The sequence below is a fragment of the Anaerophaga thermohalophila str. Valhall genome (assembly GCF_000250735.1).
Classification (GTDB): Bacteria; Bacteroidota; Bacteroidia; order Bacteroidales; family Marinilabiliaceae; genus Anaerophaga; species Anaerophaga thermohalophila_A.
Genome location: NZ_AHZV01000258.1, coordinates 1 through 18,254 on the forward strand (window position 1 = coordinate 1; position 18,254 = coordinate 18,254).

Here is an 18,254-nt window from a genome sequence, read left to right on the forward strand (position 1 = left end):
TAACTAATATTATTATGAAAAAAAATTTGCTCTTAACGGTGATGAGTCTTTTCCTTCTCTCATGCACCAACTACAAAGATTACAGCGATGTTCCTTTTGAGGAGAAATCGCCGGCCGACTGGGAGAATCCGGCGGTTAACCAAATCAACAGGGAAGAACCCCGAGCCTGGTTTGTTCCTTTTGCCGATGAATCGGAAGTAAATGCCGATAACAAATGGGCGTCGTCACTTCTGAAGTCGCTTAACGGCGAGTGGCTGTTCCACTTGTCTCAGAATCCGTCGGAGCGTCCGGCATGGTTCTTTAAGGATGATTTCGATACCCGCGACTGGAGTACCATTGCAGTTCCGTCCAATTTTGAGATAGAAGGGTTTACCTATCCCATCTATACCAATGTGCAATATCCGCACGCTAAAACGCCGCCGGTAATTCAGGATCATTACAATCCGGTGGGGGCATACAAGCGTACTTTTACCATCGCTGAAAACTGGGACGGTAAAGAAATTTATCTGCATTTTGGCGCAGTAAGTTCTGCCATGTACGTGTGGGTAAACGAGCAAAAAGTGGGGTACAGCGAAGACAGTAAAACGCCTGCCGAATTTAACATCACAGAATATATAAAACCCGGTGAAAACACACTTGCTGTGGAAGTTTATAAATGGAGTGACGGAAGCTACCTGGAGGATCAGGATTTCTGGAGACTTGGTGGTATCACCCGTGATGTATTTTTGATGGCCCGTGACAGGCAGCATGTCAGAGATTTCAGAATAATGGCCGGTCTGGATGATAATTATTCTACCGGATTGTTCCATCTGGAAGCCGAATTGGCAAATGTTTCTGCTGATGAACCTGTTACCCTTCAAGCCATGCTCTACGACGGAGATGAACTGGTTGAGCGGTTTGAAGAAGAAATTGCCGGTAATCGTGTTGATTTTTCATCCGAATATGAGAATGTGAAGCAGTGGACGGCCGAAAAGCCTCAGCTTTACTCCCTTGTAATGACACTTAAAAATGCCGGCGGAAATGTATTGGAGGTGATCCGCCAGGATGTTGGATTCCGGAGTGTTGAAATAAGGGGAAATACCCTTTTGGTGAATGGCAAATACGTCTATCTGAAAGGCGTGAATCTGCACGAGCATCACGATGTTACCGGTCATGTAGTAGACGAAGCCACCATGATCAAAGACATTAAAACGATGAAGACGCACAATATTAATGCTGTTCGCACCTCCCACTATCCACAGCCCGAGCGGTGGTACGAGCTTTGCAATCGTTACGGTCTTTATGTAATCGATGAAGCCAATATCGAATCGCACGGTATGGGCTATGGAAAAGAATCGCTTGCCAAAGACAGCACCTGGATGGCATCTCATTTGTATCGCACGCGTAATATGTTTGAGCGGGACAAAAATCAGCCTTCTGTCATTATCTGGTCGTTGGGTAACGAGGCCGGTAATGGGGTTAACTTTGATGCCACTTACGATTACCTGAAAGCACAGGATACTTCCCGTCCCGTACAATATGAACAGGCACATGGTGGTCGGAATACCGATATTTTTGCCCCTATGTATGCCCGCATTCATCACATGGAACGCTATGCCAAAGAGGATGGAAGCAAACCGCTTATACAGTGCGAATATGCCCATGCTATGGGAAATAGTGTTGGCAACCTGCAGGATTACTGGGACGTGATAGAGTCTTACGAGGTGATGCAGGGCGGTTTTATATGGGACTGGGTTGACCAGGGACTTCTGACCGAAAACGAGGAAGGTGAGAAATATTGGGCCTACGGGGGTGACTTTGGCCCCGATACAGTGCCATCGGACGGTAACTTCTGTCTGAATGGACTGGTAGACCCCGACAGACAGCCACAACCGGCACTCGAAGAAGTTAAAAAAGTCTACCAGTACATCAAGTTCCGTCCGGTAAATCTTAAAAATGGAACCATCGAAATTGAAAATAAGTATGCGTTTTTGAATACAGAAGTGTTTGATTTCAGCTGGACGATAAAAGGCAACGGTGAAACCGTGCAATCAGGGACTTTTGACAATGTTGTCCTGAATCCGGATGAAAAGGCAAGTGTTTCAGCCAATATGGACTTTTCACCAAAGGCCGGAACTGAATATTTCCTTACCGTTAAGGCTTCATTGAAAGAAGATGACGGGTTGGTGCCTGCGAATACAACACTTGCTGCAGAACAATTTGAGCTGCCTGTTTTTGTTCCTGAAACATCGGACAAAGAGAATTATGCCGCTTTAAATCAGGAAAAAGAGAATGGCATTTTGACCATTACAGGAGAAGATTTCTCTGTTGCGTTCGATATGGACAAAGGAGAAATGACCAGCTTTAAATCCGGTGACAGGGAGTTTCTGAAGAAAGGCCCCGAACCCGGATTCTGGCGTGCGCCTACCGATAATGACTTTGGTAACAACATGCCCGTGCGTGCCCGTATGTGGCGTAAAGCCGGTGAAAACCGGACAGTTACCAATGCCAATGTTGAAGAATTGGAAGGAGGAAAGATCAGGATTATCTTCAATTATGATCTGACTGATCAGGATGACAATAAAATCGGGACTTATCGAAGTACTTATCTTGTAAAAGGCAATGCCGAAGTGGAAGTTGACAACCATTTCGAAATGGCTGAAGGCGAGCTTCCCGAAATTCCCCGCATGGGCATGACACTTCACATGCCGCGTGAGTTTGATCAAATGACCTGGTTGGGGCGTGGTCCGCATGAGTCGTATCAGGATCGAAAAACCAGTGCCTTCGTTGATTTGTACCACGGAAGCGTTGCCGAACAATACTGGCCTTATCTTCGTCCTCAGGAGAACGGGAACAAAACCGATGTTCGGTGGATGACCATTACCAATGAAAACGGTGAAGGACTGAAATTTGAAGGCAAGCAATTGCTCGAGGTTTCGGCACACCACAACATCCTGGAGGATTTTGAATCACCCCGCCGAACCGATGGTCGCTGGGAAGAAGGTGAAGAACGTCCAGTGCAACGTCATCTTGATGATGTGAAGCCACGCGATCTTACTTCTGTCGACATTGACCTGAAACAGATGGGCGTTGGCGGAGACGACAGCTGGGGCGCCTGGACGCATGATGAATATCGCCTTACGGATAAATCGTACAGCTACGGGTTTGTTATGAAACCTGTGAGGTAGAAATAGTGTCGTATCATACATGACACGACACTAGAATTTATACAGGAGCGATAAAATTTACCCTGAAATAGAAAGAGGTTGTCGGAAAAATTAACTTTTTAAGGCAGCCTTCTTTTTTTTATTAATACAAATCCATTTGCAATCTTTTCTCATCTTTCATGCGCTGAATATATTCTTTGGCCTGACGGATGGTTAAATTTCCTTCCGAAACAACAATTTCTTCAAGGGCTTCTTTAACGCTTTGCCCCATCGTACGTTTATTCCCGCAAATGTATACCGTAGCTTCTTTCTTGTCGATCCATCGGAACAACTCCTTTTGGCGCTGTTTCATGCGGTGCCGGACATAAATCTTGCTATCCTGATCGCGTGAGAATGCAGTGTCGAGCCTTGTTAATATGCCGGATTGCAAAAAGTTTTCCAATTCTTCACGGTAGAGAAAGTCGCTTTTGGAATGGCGATCACCAAATATCAGCCAGTTTTCTCCAATGGCACCGTTGCTTTGACGTTGTTGCAAAAATCCCCTGAAAGGTGCAATTCCGGTACTGGTAGCGATCATTATTACGGGTTTGGCATCGTCTTCAGGAATGCGGAATTTTTCATTCTTCTCCAGGAATACGGGAACGGAATCACCTTCATCGATACGGTCTGAAAGATAAGTGGAGCATACCCCGGTGTGATGCCGTCCTTTTTGTTGATATTCAATCAGTCCTACCGTAAAGTGTGCCTCTCCCGGGAACATATCCGGGCTGTTGGCCACGGAATATAACCTGGGATTGAGGCGCCGTAAAAGATCGACCAGTTGCTGTGGATTGATGTCTCCGGGGAAATCGGAAACCAAATCCAGGACATCACTGGTTTCACAATATTTATCCAGAAGCTGTTTGTCTGATATCAGTGTTTTGAGGTTGCCGTTTTGAGACAGTTCCGAATATTTTTTCACCATTAACGGTGTAATCAGGGTGATCTCGTATTCTTCCACCAGGGCTTCTTTTAGCAGACGCGGACCTCTTGCAGTTTCGACGGTAGTGGAACCGTCAAATTTCAGATGTTTCAGTAGTTTGTCGACCAGCAGGCGGGAGTTGTGGACATAGATGCCGAATGAGTCGCCCGGCTGAAAGTCGCTGCCAAACTTTTCCATCGAGAGGACAAGATGAAGCGTCCGCTTTGGGAAGTCGGGGTTGGTCAACGGTTTTATCTCTTTTACTTTGGCATAGAAAATATTTGAGTCCTCTGCATCCACCCGGTTTATTTCAAAAGCAAATTCCTTTTTGCTTTGGGTAATTGTTTTAGGAAGAACAGCTTCGAAGGCTTCCACCGACTGGCGAACCCACAGCATGGCATTCTCTTCATAGTCGATGTCGCATTCCACGAGCGGCGATATTTCCTTGGCGCCCAGCTGAAGCAGACGATTTCGGAAGTCGTGGCCTGTTTTGCAGAAATCTTTATAGCTGCTGTCGCCCAAAGCAAGCACGCTGAATTTTACTTCTCCGGGAATTTTAGCTTTATCAGAATGCATATAATTGTAAAAGTTTTCGGCTACAGCCGGAGGGTCTCCCTCACCGTGGGTGCTGACGGCTATCAGGATGTTCTTCATGTCGGTAATAACAGCGGGATTCATGGCGTTCATATCGTGAATTTCACTGGCAATGCCCAGGTGCCTGGCATAATCGTAAGCCAGCTGTGCTGCCGACTTTGAATTACCGGTACGGCTTCCGTAAATCACATGAAGTATGGTTTCCGGTGTAGCAGCATTTCCGGTTGCATTGGTTGGTATGTTTTGTGTTTTGGTTGTTTGTGTCATTGTTGTTAGATGCTTGATGTAAGATTAATAGATGTAAGATTAATAGATATAAGATTAATAGATATAAGATTAATAGATATAAGATTCTACCCGTCTACCTTCTGACCCTGCTCCATGCCCTCTGCTCCATGCTCCATGCCCCATGCCCCATGCCATCTGCCCCATGCCCTCTGCTCCGTGCCCTTCGATTCCGGTCGGAGACGTTAACTATCATCCAACTAATTCAGGGGCTTTTACATCTTTGAGTTGGTCTACCCATGTGGCTTTTTCGTCATATTCCATCAGGAAAGGTTTAAAGGTTTCGCGATAATCCCGATGCCGGATGTATTGCATCATAAAGTATTTTCTGCCGTCAGTCGGATTGGTGACGATACCCATAATTTGCACTTTCCCTTTTGAGGCTGACATGGTAGGGCCGGTCACTGTTTTGGCAAAGCTGCCGGTTTCGCGGATGGCTTCCTGATAAATCCGGTAAATATCGGCCAGTGGTATGCTAAAGTAGTTGTATGGGCCAGTCTCCCGCTCGATAAACATATAATAGGGGATAAGCCCCAGTTGCACCTGACGCTGCCACATGCGCGCCCAGTCTTCGCTTCGGTTGTTGATGTGGTTCAGCACCGGGGCCTGTGTTCTGATCTCGGCTCCTGTTTGGCGTATGTTGCGAATGGCTTCCTGTACCACTTCGGTCTCCAGTTCGTTGGGGTGATTGAAGTGTCCCATGATGGATAGATGAAGACCACTGTCGGTGATATGTTTCAGAATATCCAGTATCTGACCGGCCTCTTCGTTGTGTCTGGGCAAGAATGTGAAAGGCCAGTAGCTTAGAGATTTTGTGCCGAACCGGATGTTTTGAAGATTTGGAATTTTGGCATCGATGAGCGCATCAATATATTTTTTCAGCGTTGCAGGGTCCATCACCATAGGATCACCACCGGTAAAAAGGATTTCATTGATGCTTTCGTTTTGTCTGATGTATGCGATCACCTTTTCAATTTCGCGCATGGAGAATTTCATATCCAGGTCTTTGATGAACTGCGGCCATCTGAAACAAAAGGTGCAATGAGCATGGCAGGTCTGTCCCTGGCTGGGGAAAAACAATACAATGTCTTTGTATTTATGTTGCATCCCTTTCAGTTCCTCGCCATTCAGCTCAGGAACATTTGTCATTTGCTGAGCCGGATGCGGGTTCATTTCCATGCGGATGTCATAAATCGTTTTGTTCACCTTTCCGTTGGCCGACGGATCATTCAGCGCTTTTGTCAGCCTGTTATACTGATCCGTGGTGAGCATATTCCTGTTAGGGAAATTGAGAATATAGACGGGGTCGTCTTCATAGTTCTCCCAGTCGATGAGGTAATCTGTCACATAATTATTGGTTTTAAACGGGATCACTTTGGAAACAATGTCGATTTCCGTTTTGACCTTTTCCGGAAGATAACGCATGTACTCAATTTCACGGAAATTCCTGGCATTGTAGGTTATGAACTTCATGGCATTAAATTTTTATTGCTGAGCCTGCTCCTGAATGTTATTTTTAGGAGTGGACTCATTTTGTTAGAAAATCTCTCTGGTGTATTTGCTATGAAGTTGCCTGAAAACAATCTTGAAAGGAAGTACAAACAGGTAACCGCAGAAATACGGATATTGTTCAAGCCGGGAAGAGAATTTAAAGGACTCTGAGATTGGATCGTTGTTAAAAAGTATTAATTTCGCAATCATTTAAAAGTGTTTCTTTGTGTAAAAGAATGAGTGAGTGTGGTATAAAAAGAGATATTTTTGTCAAAATCAAGGCGTTTTAAATTTTTTACCTGAGTTAACTTGTTGTTAATGAGGATGCAAATAATTTAAAACAACAGAGAGTTTGGAAACGAAGATGTTTTTTAGCCCGCACTCATGAGTAAAAGGAGACAATATGCAGCAAGAAAAGCTATTTATCGAGTTGAGCAAAGGAAACAAACGGGTTCTGGATGAAATATATAATCGTTATCACCAAAAAATATTCGGGTTTGCATTATCTTACTTAAAAAATGAAGATGACGCCTATGATATTGTCCAGGAAGTTTTCATTAACCTGTGGAACAGCCGGTCTTCTTTGAAAAAAGACACCAGGATTGAGCCGTTTATTTTTACTGCTACCAAAAATGCCGTCATCTCATTGTTCAGGAAAAGAGCCACCGAACAAAGATACCTGGAATACCTGGGCAGTACCGTCGTCTCCAATAATATGGGAACCAACGAACAGATCGACTACAACTTTCTTGAAGAACAATACGAATCGTTGATATCACAAATGCCCGAAAAGCGCAAAGAAATTTTTATTCTCAGCCGAAAGAAGGGGTTAACAAATAAAGACATTGCCAGCAAATTGGGAATTTCCGAAAAGACCGTAGAGAATCAACTGACCAAAGCACTCGCTTTTTTAAAAGAACATTTTAGCGCCGATGGTTTTCTTGGATTATTGTTTTTTTATCTTTTTATAACGTAGAAGTAGCGGAATATTTGCAGGGCAATACCGCAAAGTTGAGAACCGGTTCGTTCTTTAAAAATCTACCTTCGTGGCATTAAAACAGGATAACAATGATTTAAAATCCTAACAACAATCACACGAACATGGCAAGGGTCACCACAATTAGAATATCTATAATGGCTACTATGTGGGTTCTTCCGAAATCTTGAGAGGTTTAATAAGTAAATTTGGTTCTACCTCTCGATTACTGATATCTGAAAAATCTCTCACCCTATTTTATCTCGTCTTCAATTAGTTGCAAAAAAATGTCAAAAAAATCTTAAAAAGGAATAGGGGATCAACCGTTCCTTTGCGTTGAATTATTAGAAGCAATTAAAATGAAAGAAATTTTACAAAAATATGTAAACGGTGAATGTACTGCCGATGAATTTAAGAAGGCGGTAACCGTTCTTGCAGGATTTACGCGCCAGGGTACGCTTAATGATTTTATGCACAGGCACTGGATTGATTATACTGGCGAAAAAGCGGAGGGAAATCCTGATCGTTTTAACCAGGTATTAAATCAGATTCATCATCAGATAAACATTTCGGAAGAAAAGGAATCATTTACCCGCAGATTTTATCTTACGTTTTCCAGGGTGGCTGCTGTTCTTTTATTGCCATTGCTTACGGCTTTAGCGCTTTTTCTCTTTCAGTACCGCGATAGTGACAGAGTGGCAATGACAAAAATGACAACGCCTGCCGGTATTCAAAGCCGGGTGGAATTACCTGACGGATCGCGCGTCTGGCTCAATTCGGAAAGTGAAGTTCATTTTCCGGTATCTTTTAAAGGGCAAAAAGAACGTAAAGTAAAATTGATTGGTGAAGGTTTTTTTGAGGTAGCATCCGACAGAAAGAAACCATTTATAGTATCAGCCGGTGATGAATTGGATGTTATGGTTACCGGAACTGTGTTTAATGTATCGGCTTATGAGAACGAACCCGATGTATCGGTCGCCCTGGTTGAGGGTGGCGTCAAAATACAAAAAGGAGCCGATAAAAATCGCAGTGTGCTGGCTGAAATGAAGCCGGGTGAGGTAGCCCGCTTTGATAAAAGTTCCGAAAAAATAAGCGTTTCCCGTGAGAATGATCTGGAACCATATACCGCCTGGAAAGAAGGCCGTTTTGTTTTCGTCAATGAACCGTTTGAATCTGTTCTCAGAACGATGGAAAGGAAATATAATGTAAAGTATAATATTGAAGACTCCCGCTTGCTTGAATACCGTATTACAGCGACTTTTCTTGACGAAACACTCGAAGAGTTCCTGAGAATAATAACGTTATCCTCACCTATTGAATATGAAATACACAGACCGGTTGGGAAGGAAAATAATGTCTTTTGCAAGAGAGTCGTTACTTTGACAAGAAAATGATTATAAAACAAAACAGGAAAGTGTTGCAGCACTTTCCTGTCCATTAAATATCTGTTTGCAGACAGATAAATGTTTAACACGTAAACTTTTCAAATTTATGAAAAAATTTTGTCATTGGCGAAGGGACTTTGCAGAGTTCCTTCCCCGGAAAGTATTGTTAGCTATGAGGCTATCTTTAGGTTTGTTTTTGTTAGTCAGCTTTCAGACCATTGCCTCCGTTACCTACTCGCAGGATACGAAGGTTACTGTAAAGATGAATCATGCACAGGTAAAAGAAGTGCTTAAGGAGATTGAGCGCTCTTCGGAGTTCTACTTTGTCTACAACAATGAGTTGATTGATGTAGAAAGAGTAGTCAATGTTGAGGCCAGAAATCAAAAAATTAAAGACATTCTTGACGCACTGTTTAGTGATGAAGGAGTGAGCTATACCGTTATGGGACGGCAGATTGTACTTTCGCCAGAGGAACTTATGGCCGAAAATATTGATCAGCCGCAGCAGAAAACAGTTAGAGGGACGGTGGCAGACCAAAAGGGTGAGGCCATACCCGGAGTAACAGTCACTGTTAAAGGAACGACCCGGGGAACCATTACCGATGTGGATGGAAATTTCTCGCTGAGTATTCCTGCCGATGCTGAGGTTTTGGTATTTTCTTTTGTGGGGATGAGAACCCAGGAAGTACCAATTGAGGATGAAAATACTTTTAATGTTTCTTTGGAAGAAGATTTGGTGGGCCTGGATGAAGTTGTTGTGGTTGGATATGGTACTATGAAAAAAAGTGATTTGACGGGAGCTGTTGCAAGAGCAGATATGTCTGCTTTAGATAACTCCCCAAATGTCAATGTCCTACAAGGTCTGAAAGGGACAGTTCCTGGCTTAAATATTGGAGCGGTAACTACAGCCGGGGGTAATCCCGAAATATCTATTCGCGGACGTAACTCTATATCAGGGACAACAAGTCCTTTGATTGTTTTGGACGGGATCATTTTCCGAGGTGAATTTACGGATATTAATCCAAACGATATTGAATCAATCGATGTTTTGAAAGATGCGAGTAGCTCAGCTATATATGGTTCCCAGGGTGCTAACGGGGTGCTTTTAATTACCACAAAGAAAGCAGAAAGAATGTCTAAACCGGTGATTGAATATAGTGGTAAGTATACTACGCAGAGTTTGATCAATAAAGATATTAATCGATTGGATCGTGAAGGTTTTCTTAATCAACTTGCTGATGTTTATATCTCCGAAAGCAGAATGGGCGCTGATTTACTACAAAGAAATCCCGATTTTGATGTTGTGCCATTGTTCCGTGACGGAGCGGTTGCAGAAGGTTATGCTGACGAGACTGACACCGACTGGTGGAATTTGCTCTCAAATCCGAATCCTTACATTCAAGATCATAGTTTAAGTTTGAGAGGGAAAAATGAACTCACAAGTTATTTCGTATCGTTTGGGTATACTGATCAAGAAAACATGGTCAAGAATGATACTTACGAAAGATATAGTGTTCGTGTTAACCTGAATGCAAATGTTACCGATTGGTTAAAAGTTGGAACACAATCGTTTTTTAATGTCAGCGATTTTTCAGGAAGTGATCCCGGGTTTTCCAGTTTATGTTACATACCCGCCCTGGTTAATCCATACAACGAGGATGGTTCCTTTGTGGAACAGATTTATTTAGGGAACACTAATCCATTATTAACAGTTAAGAATCCTGATGAGGATATTCGCCGCACTCTTTCTGGTAATTTCTTTGCAGACATATCAATCCCCTGGATTAGCGGGTTAAATTATCGCATTAACTATTCCAAGAACATGGTTACCTATAAGGATTACAACTTCAATCCTTATGCTAATTCCGGGTTAGGAAGTGCTAATAAGTATATTGCCAATCGCGATGAGATGACTTTTGATAATATCATCAGCTATGAAAATGATTTTGGGTTGCATTCAATACAAGGAACTTTTGTTTATGGAATTGAAGAGCGCAAATATGAAAACACAAACGCGGCATCAGAGAATTTTACTGATAAGACCCTTGGCTATAATGAATTGCAAGCTGGCCAGTCCGATCTGAATTCTGTTTCGTCAGATGCCTGGAAAGAAACCGGGTTGTACAATATGTTGAGAGCGGTTTATACCTATAATGATCGGTATATTCTAACAGGAACTGTTCGTCGGGATGGTTTTTCAGGTTTTGGAAGTAAAAACAAGTTTGGCGTTTTTCCGTCAGGAGCCATTGCATGGCGGATGAGTGAAGAAAATTTTATCAGGAACAACTTTAACTGGATTGATAATCTGAAGCTGCGTTTGTCTTATGGTACCGGTGGTAACAGAACAATAGGCAGATATGCTACTATGGCTCAAATAACATCGGAATTGCCTGGTGACCGAACCGGCGGTTACCTTTATGGTGATGGTGCTACCGGAGAATTGACTCAGGCCGTGCAAACACTGGCTAATGAAGATTTGAAATGGGAAACAACAGCTTCTACTAACCTTGGCGTAGACTTCTCATTTCTTGGTGGAAAGCTTTTTGGCAATTATGAATTCTACATCTCCAAAACCACAGACCTTTTATATGACATCAATATCCCCAGTATGAATGGTATATTCCAAACATCCATTCCAACAAATATTGGTGAGTTGAAAAATGTTGGTCATGAAATAAGCATTACTGGTGTTCCTGTAAAAACGAATGATCTGGAGTGGACAATTACAGGTAATTTTTCTACAAACAAAAATGAGGTCGTGACCATACTTGGACTTGACAATGATGGTGACGGAAATGAGGATGACCTTATCTCAAGCAATATTTTTATAGGCGAATCACTGGGAACAATATATGATTATAATATCATAGGTATGTGGCAGGTATCTGATTACAATGCCGGTAATATTCCAAACGGATTTACCTATGGGACTTATAAAGTGGAAGATATTAATGATGATGGAGAATATACACCTGAAGATGACCGAAAAATACTTGGGTACTCAGATCCCCTTTATCGGTTTAGCATTCGAAATACTTTGAAATATAAAAATTTTGAATTGAGTGCTTTCATCAATTCAGTTCAGGGAGGGAAAGATCATTATCTTGGGCAGCCGGCAAGTGAACTGCCAATTCCTGATCACCTTACCAATAACAGTTATTTTAAGTTCGACTACTGGACACCAGAAAATCCTGATGCCAAATATCGTCAACTCGGTTCTTATACTCCTGCTCTCGGGGCTGACTTCTCTCCTTATGTTTCACGTAGCTTTATTCGTTTACAGGAGTTATCGCTTGCGTATAACTTTTCTTCTGAATTGTTAAGTTCTATGAGTATAAGTAGGGCAAAAGTATTTGTATCAGCAACTAACTTGTTTACAATAACCGACTGGGATGGTTGGGACCCGGAAGCCAATCAGGGGTTAACATATAACCTTAAAACACCAACTGATGGTGAAGACCAATATAGTGCTTACCCAACCATGAAAGGATTTACAATAGGATTAAACTTTGAATTCTAAAATTTACCAGACATGAAAAAGATTGGAATTATAATAACATCTTTATTACTAATGATGATTTGGTCATGTAATGAAGATGAATGGCTGAAGGAAGAGCCTTTATCATTTTATACAACTGAAAATTCATATACAACTACAGTTCAGTTTAGGCAGGCATTGAATTTTCTATATGACTATCTGCGTGAGATGCATTGGGTAAATGGTGATCAGACTGTTGTTATGTACTTTGGTGATTTAGCCTATGGTGGAACCGATTACCCTGATCAAAAGTTCAACAATCTGGATGCTTTTCTTACTCCTACCACTTATGTTTCCGAAACTTATTGGGATAGGGCATATATCTCTATTTCCAATGCCAACACGATTCTTAATCGAATAGAATTAACGAATCAGGTTAGCGATGATGATAAAGAAATAATTAAAGGTGAGGCTTTGTTTTTCAGAGCTTTATGGTATAACTTTTTAGCAAATCTTTATGGTGGAGTTCCTATTACTCTGGAAGAAGAGTCTTCTCCAAGAAGAGATTATGAAAAAGCGACTCGCCAGAGTGTATATGAACAAGCTCGGTCTGATCTGGAAGAAGCAATAGGACTGCTCCCCGATATTGATGATGTGAGTGATGGGATGGTAAGTTTGCAGGCTGCCCAACATTTGCTTACAGAAGTGTACATTTCGCTTGAAAATTATACCGCAGCTATCAATACTGCAAGTGCAGTAATAAATCATCCGTCAATGGGATTGATGACATCACGCTTTGGGACACGAGCTGAAGAACCAGGAGACCCATATTGGGACTTGTTTCAATATGGAAATCAAAACAGGGAAAGTGGAAATACCGAGTCTATTATGGTATTTCAGTATGAGTATAAAAATTCAGGATCAGATTATTCACTGGATCATCCCCGCTTTCTATTGCCTTTTTACTGGAATTTAAATGTTGAAGCTGCTGATGGGGGCGAGGTACTGGGGTTTACTGATTTTACAGAAAATAAAGGCGGACGCGGTATTGGTGTCATGCATCCTACAGATTATTTTTTGTACGATATATGGGGAGAAGATGGAACCGAGGATTACAGGAATTCTCCGTACATGATTGCTCGTGATTTTAAAATAGATAATCCTGAAGCTGCAGGATTTGGCGAATGGATAATTGCAGACGGATGGCTTCAGGAAAGATTTGAGCTGCGCCATTTTTATCCATTTATATTGAAATTTTCACGAACAAGTAATTTACCGGATGACGCTTACGCTAAGAATACGGATGGATCTATTAAAACAACAGCATTAGGCGAAAAAGTTCTTGCCTATTCATGGGGGAGTCTGAGTGCTAATTCATCCTTGAAAGATGAGTATTTTTACCGATTAGCTGAAACTTATCTGTTGAGAGCTGAAGCATACTTAAAAAATGATCAGCCAGATATGGCATTGAATGATATTAATGCTTTGAGAGATAGGGCAAATGCTACGCCTGCTCAATTATCCGAGATTGACATAGATTATATTTTGGATGAAAGAATGAGAGAACTATATTTCGAGAGGTTCCGATTAGAGACATTATGTCGAATGGGAAAACTTGTTGAGCGTGCCCGTGATCATAGTCCAATAGGTTATAATGTAGGCGATCATCAGAATTTGTTCCCGATTCCTTATAGTGCGATTGAAACGAATATTTCTGTTGAAATAGAACAAAACCCCGGGTATTAGCCATAGTTTGTTGATTAAGTATGATTAAACAATCTTCCCCGGTTATATATCGGGGAAGATTATTCTATCAATGAAAGTGCTTTTATTTTACTTTTATATAAAATTATGTTCTAACAATACAAGATTAACTAACTATTCAAATTCATTGATGTTTTGGACTCATAAAGCCTTCAAATCATGACAAATTCAAATTTTCATTCGAACCTTCGGTCTTTTTTTGAAAAGACTCTTCCCTTGTTGTTAAGCATTATTCTTTTCGCTTGCAATAATGGAAATGAAAAGAAAGCTGATTCATTTGCTTCTGTTCGCGAGCGGATTTCCATAAACCAGGGTTGGCGCTTTTTTAAATACAATTCAATAGAAGATGCCGACAGCCTGATTTACGATGTTCGTCCGCAGAATTTTGACAGGAACGACGTAAAAGATGCCGACGCGAAGCCCACGGAGGCGGTTGCTGTTGAGCGCAGGCAAAAGGTGTTGAAACCCTGGGTGATGCCGTCGGGCAATGCTTTTTTAAAAGATAGTTCGGCGCATTATCAGCGACCCGAAGGCAATCCGGGAAAAGATTTTGTATTCGTTCAGAAGGATTTTGACGACAGTGGATGGGAAATTGTGAATCTCCCTCACGATTGGGCCATTGAAGGGCCTTTTATGGAAGGTTGGGATGTAGTAGTAGGCGGTGGTATGGGGCGACTTCCAGGTCCGGGGGTGGCCTGGTATCGCAAAGAACTCAGTATTCCTGCTTCTGATGAAGGCAAGCGCTTCTTTTTACAGGTAGACGGGGCCATGTCTTATTCCATCGTTTGGTGCAACGGACAAATTGTTGGCGGTTGGCCTTACGGGTACAATTCCTGGCGACTTGATCTCACACCTTACGTAAAACCCGGCGAGGAAAATCAATTGGCTATCAGGGTTGATAATCCTCCGCATTCATCACGCTGGTACCCGGGAGGCGGTATTTATCGCAATGTCTGGTTGATAAAAACGGCGCCGGTTCACATTGCCCAGTGGGGAACTTTTGCTTCCTGTCGTGATGTCTCCAATGAAACGGCAACAGTCGATTTTGATGTAGTGTTAAAGAATCAGTCATCTGAAGAATCGACTGTTGAAGTGCGCACCGATTTCTTTCTGCTCGATGAAAATGATAAAATAAACGGCGACGTAGTAACCGGCATTGATCCGGTGGCCATTACCATACAAGCCGGGGGAGAGCAAAGGATCAGTCGGTCGGCTGTTATCGAAAACCCGAAGTTATGGGGGCCACAGCCAACGCAAAAACCGAACCGGTATATGGCTGTAACCTCGGTATTTCAGGATGGCGACAAGATTGACGAACTCGACACAAAGTTCGGAATACGATCTCTTGAATTTGATGGCGACAGCGGTCTTTTTGTCAATGGCGAACGAATATTCATAAAAGGGGTGAACCTGCATCATGATTTGGGGCCGCTTGGCGCGGCTTTCAACAAAAGAGCGGCGGAGCGGCAGCTGGAATTATTACAGGAGATGGGATGTAATGCCGTTCGTATGGCACATAATCCGCCGGCCCCTGAATTTCTTGACCTGACCGATAAGATGGGATTCCTGGTTGTCAATGAAATTTTTGATGTATGGAAACGAAAAAAGACACCGCTTGATTTTCATCTGATTTTTCCCGACTGGCACGAACAGGATATGAGAGCCTTTATCCGGCGCGACAGGAATCATCCTTCTGTGATACTTTGGAGCATGGGTAATGAAGTTGGAGAACAGTATACAGGAGAAGAAGGAGCTGAAGTGGGTCACCGGCTTTACGATATTATCAAAGAAGAAGACAATACCCGTCCGGTAACCGCTTCCATGAATTATGCCAAGCCACACATGCCATTTCCTGAAACGATGGATGTGATCAACCTCAATTACCAAGGCGAAGGCATCAGGAATACGCCTGCCCATGAAGGGTTGGATGGGATCCGGACGCCGCCTTTATATCCTGATTTCCATGAAAAATTTCCCGACAAACTGATCCTAAGCAGTGAGAATGCGGCAACTGTCAGTACACGGGGGGAGTATATCTTCCCGGTTCAGAAAGGGACTAGTTTGCCCGTTCAGGAAGGGCAGGGCGGTAATAAGGAAACCGGTTATGTCAGCGATTATGGAATTTATGCCGTGGAATTCGGGTCGTCTCCCGATAAGGTGTTTAAAGCTAAAGACCAACATCCCTTTGTGGGCGGTGGTTTTGTGTGGAGCGGTATTGATTACCTGGGAGAGCCTACGCCTTATTATTTATCAAGGAGTTCTTATTTCGGCATTATTGATCTGGCCGGATTCAAAAAGGATCGCTTCTATCAGTATCAGTCTCGGTGGCGCCCCGACCTGCCGGTGGCGCATATATTGCCGCACTGGAACTGGCCCGAACGCGTTGGAAAGGTTACGCCCGTGCATGTCTTCACTTCCGGCGATGCAGCAGAATTGTTTCTCAATGGTAAATCTCTCGGACGTAAAGCCAAGGGAGCGTATGAATACCGATTGCGATGGGATGATGTGGTTTATGAGCCCGGCGAGTTGAAAGTTGTGGCTTACAAAAACGGGGAGAAATGGGCCGAAGATGTGATGAAAACAACCGGTGAGGCGGCCAAAATAGAGCTTTCAGCCGACAGGCCCGAATTCAGGTTTGATGGTGATGATCTATGCTTTGTAACGGTCAGGGTAACCGATAATGAAGGGTTGACCGTTCCCCGTGCAAAGCAACTTATCCGGTTTAGTATTGACGGCCCGGGTGAAATTGTAGCTACAGCCAATGGTGACCAGACCAACATGGTGCCGTTTCCGTCGCACAAGCGACAGGTGTTTAATGGCCTGGCTTTGATTATTGTGCGTGGATTGGATGATTCAAAAGTGCCTGTCCGGTTAAAAGCGGAAGGTGAAGGGCTGCAAAGTGCAGTTATTGAGATGAGAAATTCTCTACAGCTTAATCATAAACAACGAAATCACGAACATACAAACCGCCACAATGGCTCCGCCGATAAAGGCGAAGCCGGTACCGCCAATCATATAAAAGAAGCCGATGCTGACAGGGCCGAGTGTTTGGCCAATACGTAGAATCATCCCGTTGATGGACATAAAACCTGCACGGACATTAATAGGGGCATAGGTAACCAACACATTCGGAACGCTTGGTATCATTATGCCATGGGCTATGCCGAAACATATAATGGGAAAAACGAGTTGCCATGCCTGCGAGACAAAAGCAATGGCGAGCATCGATACACCATAAAGCACAAATCCGAGTTTGAATATCCGGAGCGGTTTCAGGTGACGCTGAATTCGTCCCAGCTGGGATGATACAATGGCGGTTACGACCGAAAAAGCAGACATTGTAAGCCCGATATGCCACGCTTCTGCATGGAACCTTTCTTTTAGTAATTGCGGGAAATAAGTAAGATATGAACCATATAAAATAACAAACATGAGGATATTGATCAGAAAAAGTCCCCATACGGTTTTTTTGTTAATGTAACTCCATACTTCTTTGATGTAATCGGAAAGGGAGACCTTTTTTGTTGGTTCGGGATTTTTCAGGCAAAGCATCAGTAATATTGCCGTGGGAATTGCCAACAAAGTCAGCAAAAAAGGGAATTGCCACCCGGCCATGGCCAAAGCTCCGCCAATGCCGGGATATATTGCAGTTCCGATGCTTAAGACACTTGCGTTGTAGCCCATAACCGTTGCACGGCGTTCGCCGGAAAACAAATCGCCAATCAGTGTTACATTCAACGAGCCAAGTGGTGCGGCTCCCAATCCCTGGAAAAAACGTAGAGCCAGTAATACTTCCCAGTCGCGGGTGAAGAAGCAGGCAACTCCTGAAGCACCAAATAAAAGCAGTGAGGGTAACAGTATTTTTTTGCGGCCCCATTTATCGGCCAAAAGACCGGCAAATGGAGCTAAAAAAATACCGGGAAACGTGAATATCGTTATCAGCAATGCTACCTGGGTGGGAGTGATGCTAAAGCGTTCTACAATTTGCGGTAATGCAGGTGTTATACTGGCAACCCCCATAACCGCAACAAGTGTGATTAAAAATATGACAGTAATATTCCTTCTATCCATGAATTGAAAATTTTCGGGCAAAGGTATGAAAACCATAGATTTTTGGATACAAGATTCCAGATGAGTCGTGTATATTATTAAGACAAATGACTATTAAAAATAC

8 protein-coding genes and 1 pseudogene are annotated in these 18,254 nt (G+C 42.9%); 6 read left to right on the forward strand and 3 right to left on the reverse strand.

Annotated elements, in window-relative coordinates; genetic code table 11:
• Positions 1–14: 14 nt before the first annotated feature.
• Positions 15–3,167 (forward strand): glycoside hydrolase family 2 TIM barrel-domain containing protein, encoded by a 3,153-nt coding sequence (locus OQ5_RS0113865; protein WP_016778066.1) that lies wholly within the window; start codon positions 15–17, stop codon positions 3,165–3,167.
• Between the two features lie 121 nt (positions 3,168–3,288).
• Here the strand turns inward: OQ5_RS0113865 and OQ5_RS0113870 are convergent, their stop codons facing one another.
• Positions 3,289–4,968: a diflavin oxidoreductase gene (locus OQ5_RS0113870; protein WP_016778067.1), complete on the reverse strand. Its 1,680-nt coding sequence runs from the start codon at positions 4,966–4,968 to the stop codon at positions 3,289–3,291.
• Positions 4,969–5,178: 210 nt separating this feature from the next.
• Complete coding sequence (locus OQ5_RS0113875; RefSeq protein ID WP_016778068.1) at positions 5,179–6,459, reverse strand: KamA family radical SAM protein; 1,281 nt, start codon at positions 6,457–6,459, stop codon at positions 5,179–5,181.
• A 421-nt stretch (positions 6,460–6,880) separates the two neighbouring features.
• Here OQ5_RS0113875 and OQ5_RS0113885 point away from each other — a divergent pair, with 421 nt between their 5' ends.
• From OQ5_RS0113885 to galB, 5 genes are all read left to right on the forward strand, one after another.
• The gene (locus OQ5_RS0113885; protein WP_016778070.1) at positions 6,881–7,453 is read left to right on the forward strand and encodes an RNA polymerase sigma-70 factor; all 573 of its coding nucleotides are present in this window, start codon (positions 6,881–6,883) and stop codon (positions 7,451–7,453) included.
• A 359-nt stretch (positions 7,454–7,812) separates the two neighbouring features.
• Positions 7,813–8,847 (forward strand): FecR family protein, encoded by a 1,035-nt coding sequence (locus OQ5_RS0113890; protein WP_016778071.1) that lies wholly within the window; start codon positions 7,813–7,815, stop codon positions 8,845–8,847.
• Between the two features lie 163 nt (positions 8,848–9,010).
• Positions 9,011–12,358 (forward strand): SusC/RagA family TonB-linked outer membrane protein, encoded by a 3,348-nt coding sequence (locus OQ5_RS0113895; RefSeq protein ID WP_100221934.1) that lies wholly within the window; start codon positions 9,011–9,013, stop codon positions 12,356–12,358.
• A 51-nt stretch (positions 12,359–12,409) separates the two neighbouring features.
• Entirely contained in the window at positions 12,410–14,062 is a 1,653-nt protein-coding gene (locus tag OQ5_RS0113900) for a RagB/SusD family nutrient uptake outer membrane protein (RefSeq protein WP_218054546.1), read from the forward strand.
• A 177-nt stretch (positions 14,063–14,239) separates the two neighbouring features.
• A complete protein-coding gene (gene galB / locus OQ5_RS0113905; RefSeq protein WP_016778074.1) occupies positions 14,240–17,143 on the forward strand; it encodes a beta-galactosidase GalB in 2,904 nt (967 codons plus the stop codon).
• On the opposite strand, the pseudogene OQ5_RS22625 reads toward galB, so the two are convergent.
• Positions 17,081–18,187 (reverse strand): annotated as a pseudogene (locus OQ5_RS22625) (MFS transporter); the annotation flags it as partial. The gene galB and the pseudogene OQ5_RS22625 sit on opposite strands and share 63 nt — an antisense overlap.
• Positions 18,188–18,254: the final 67 nt, after the last annotated feature.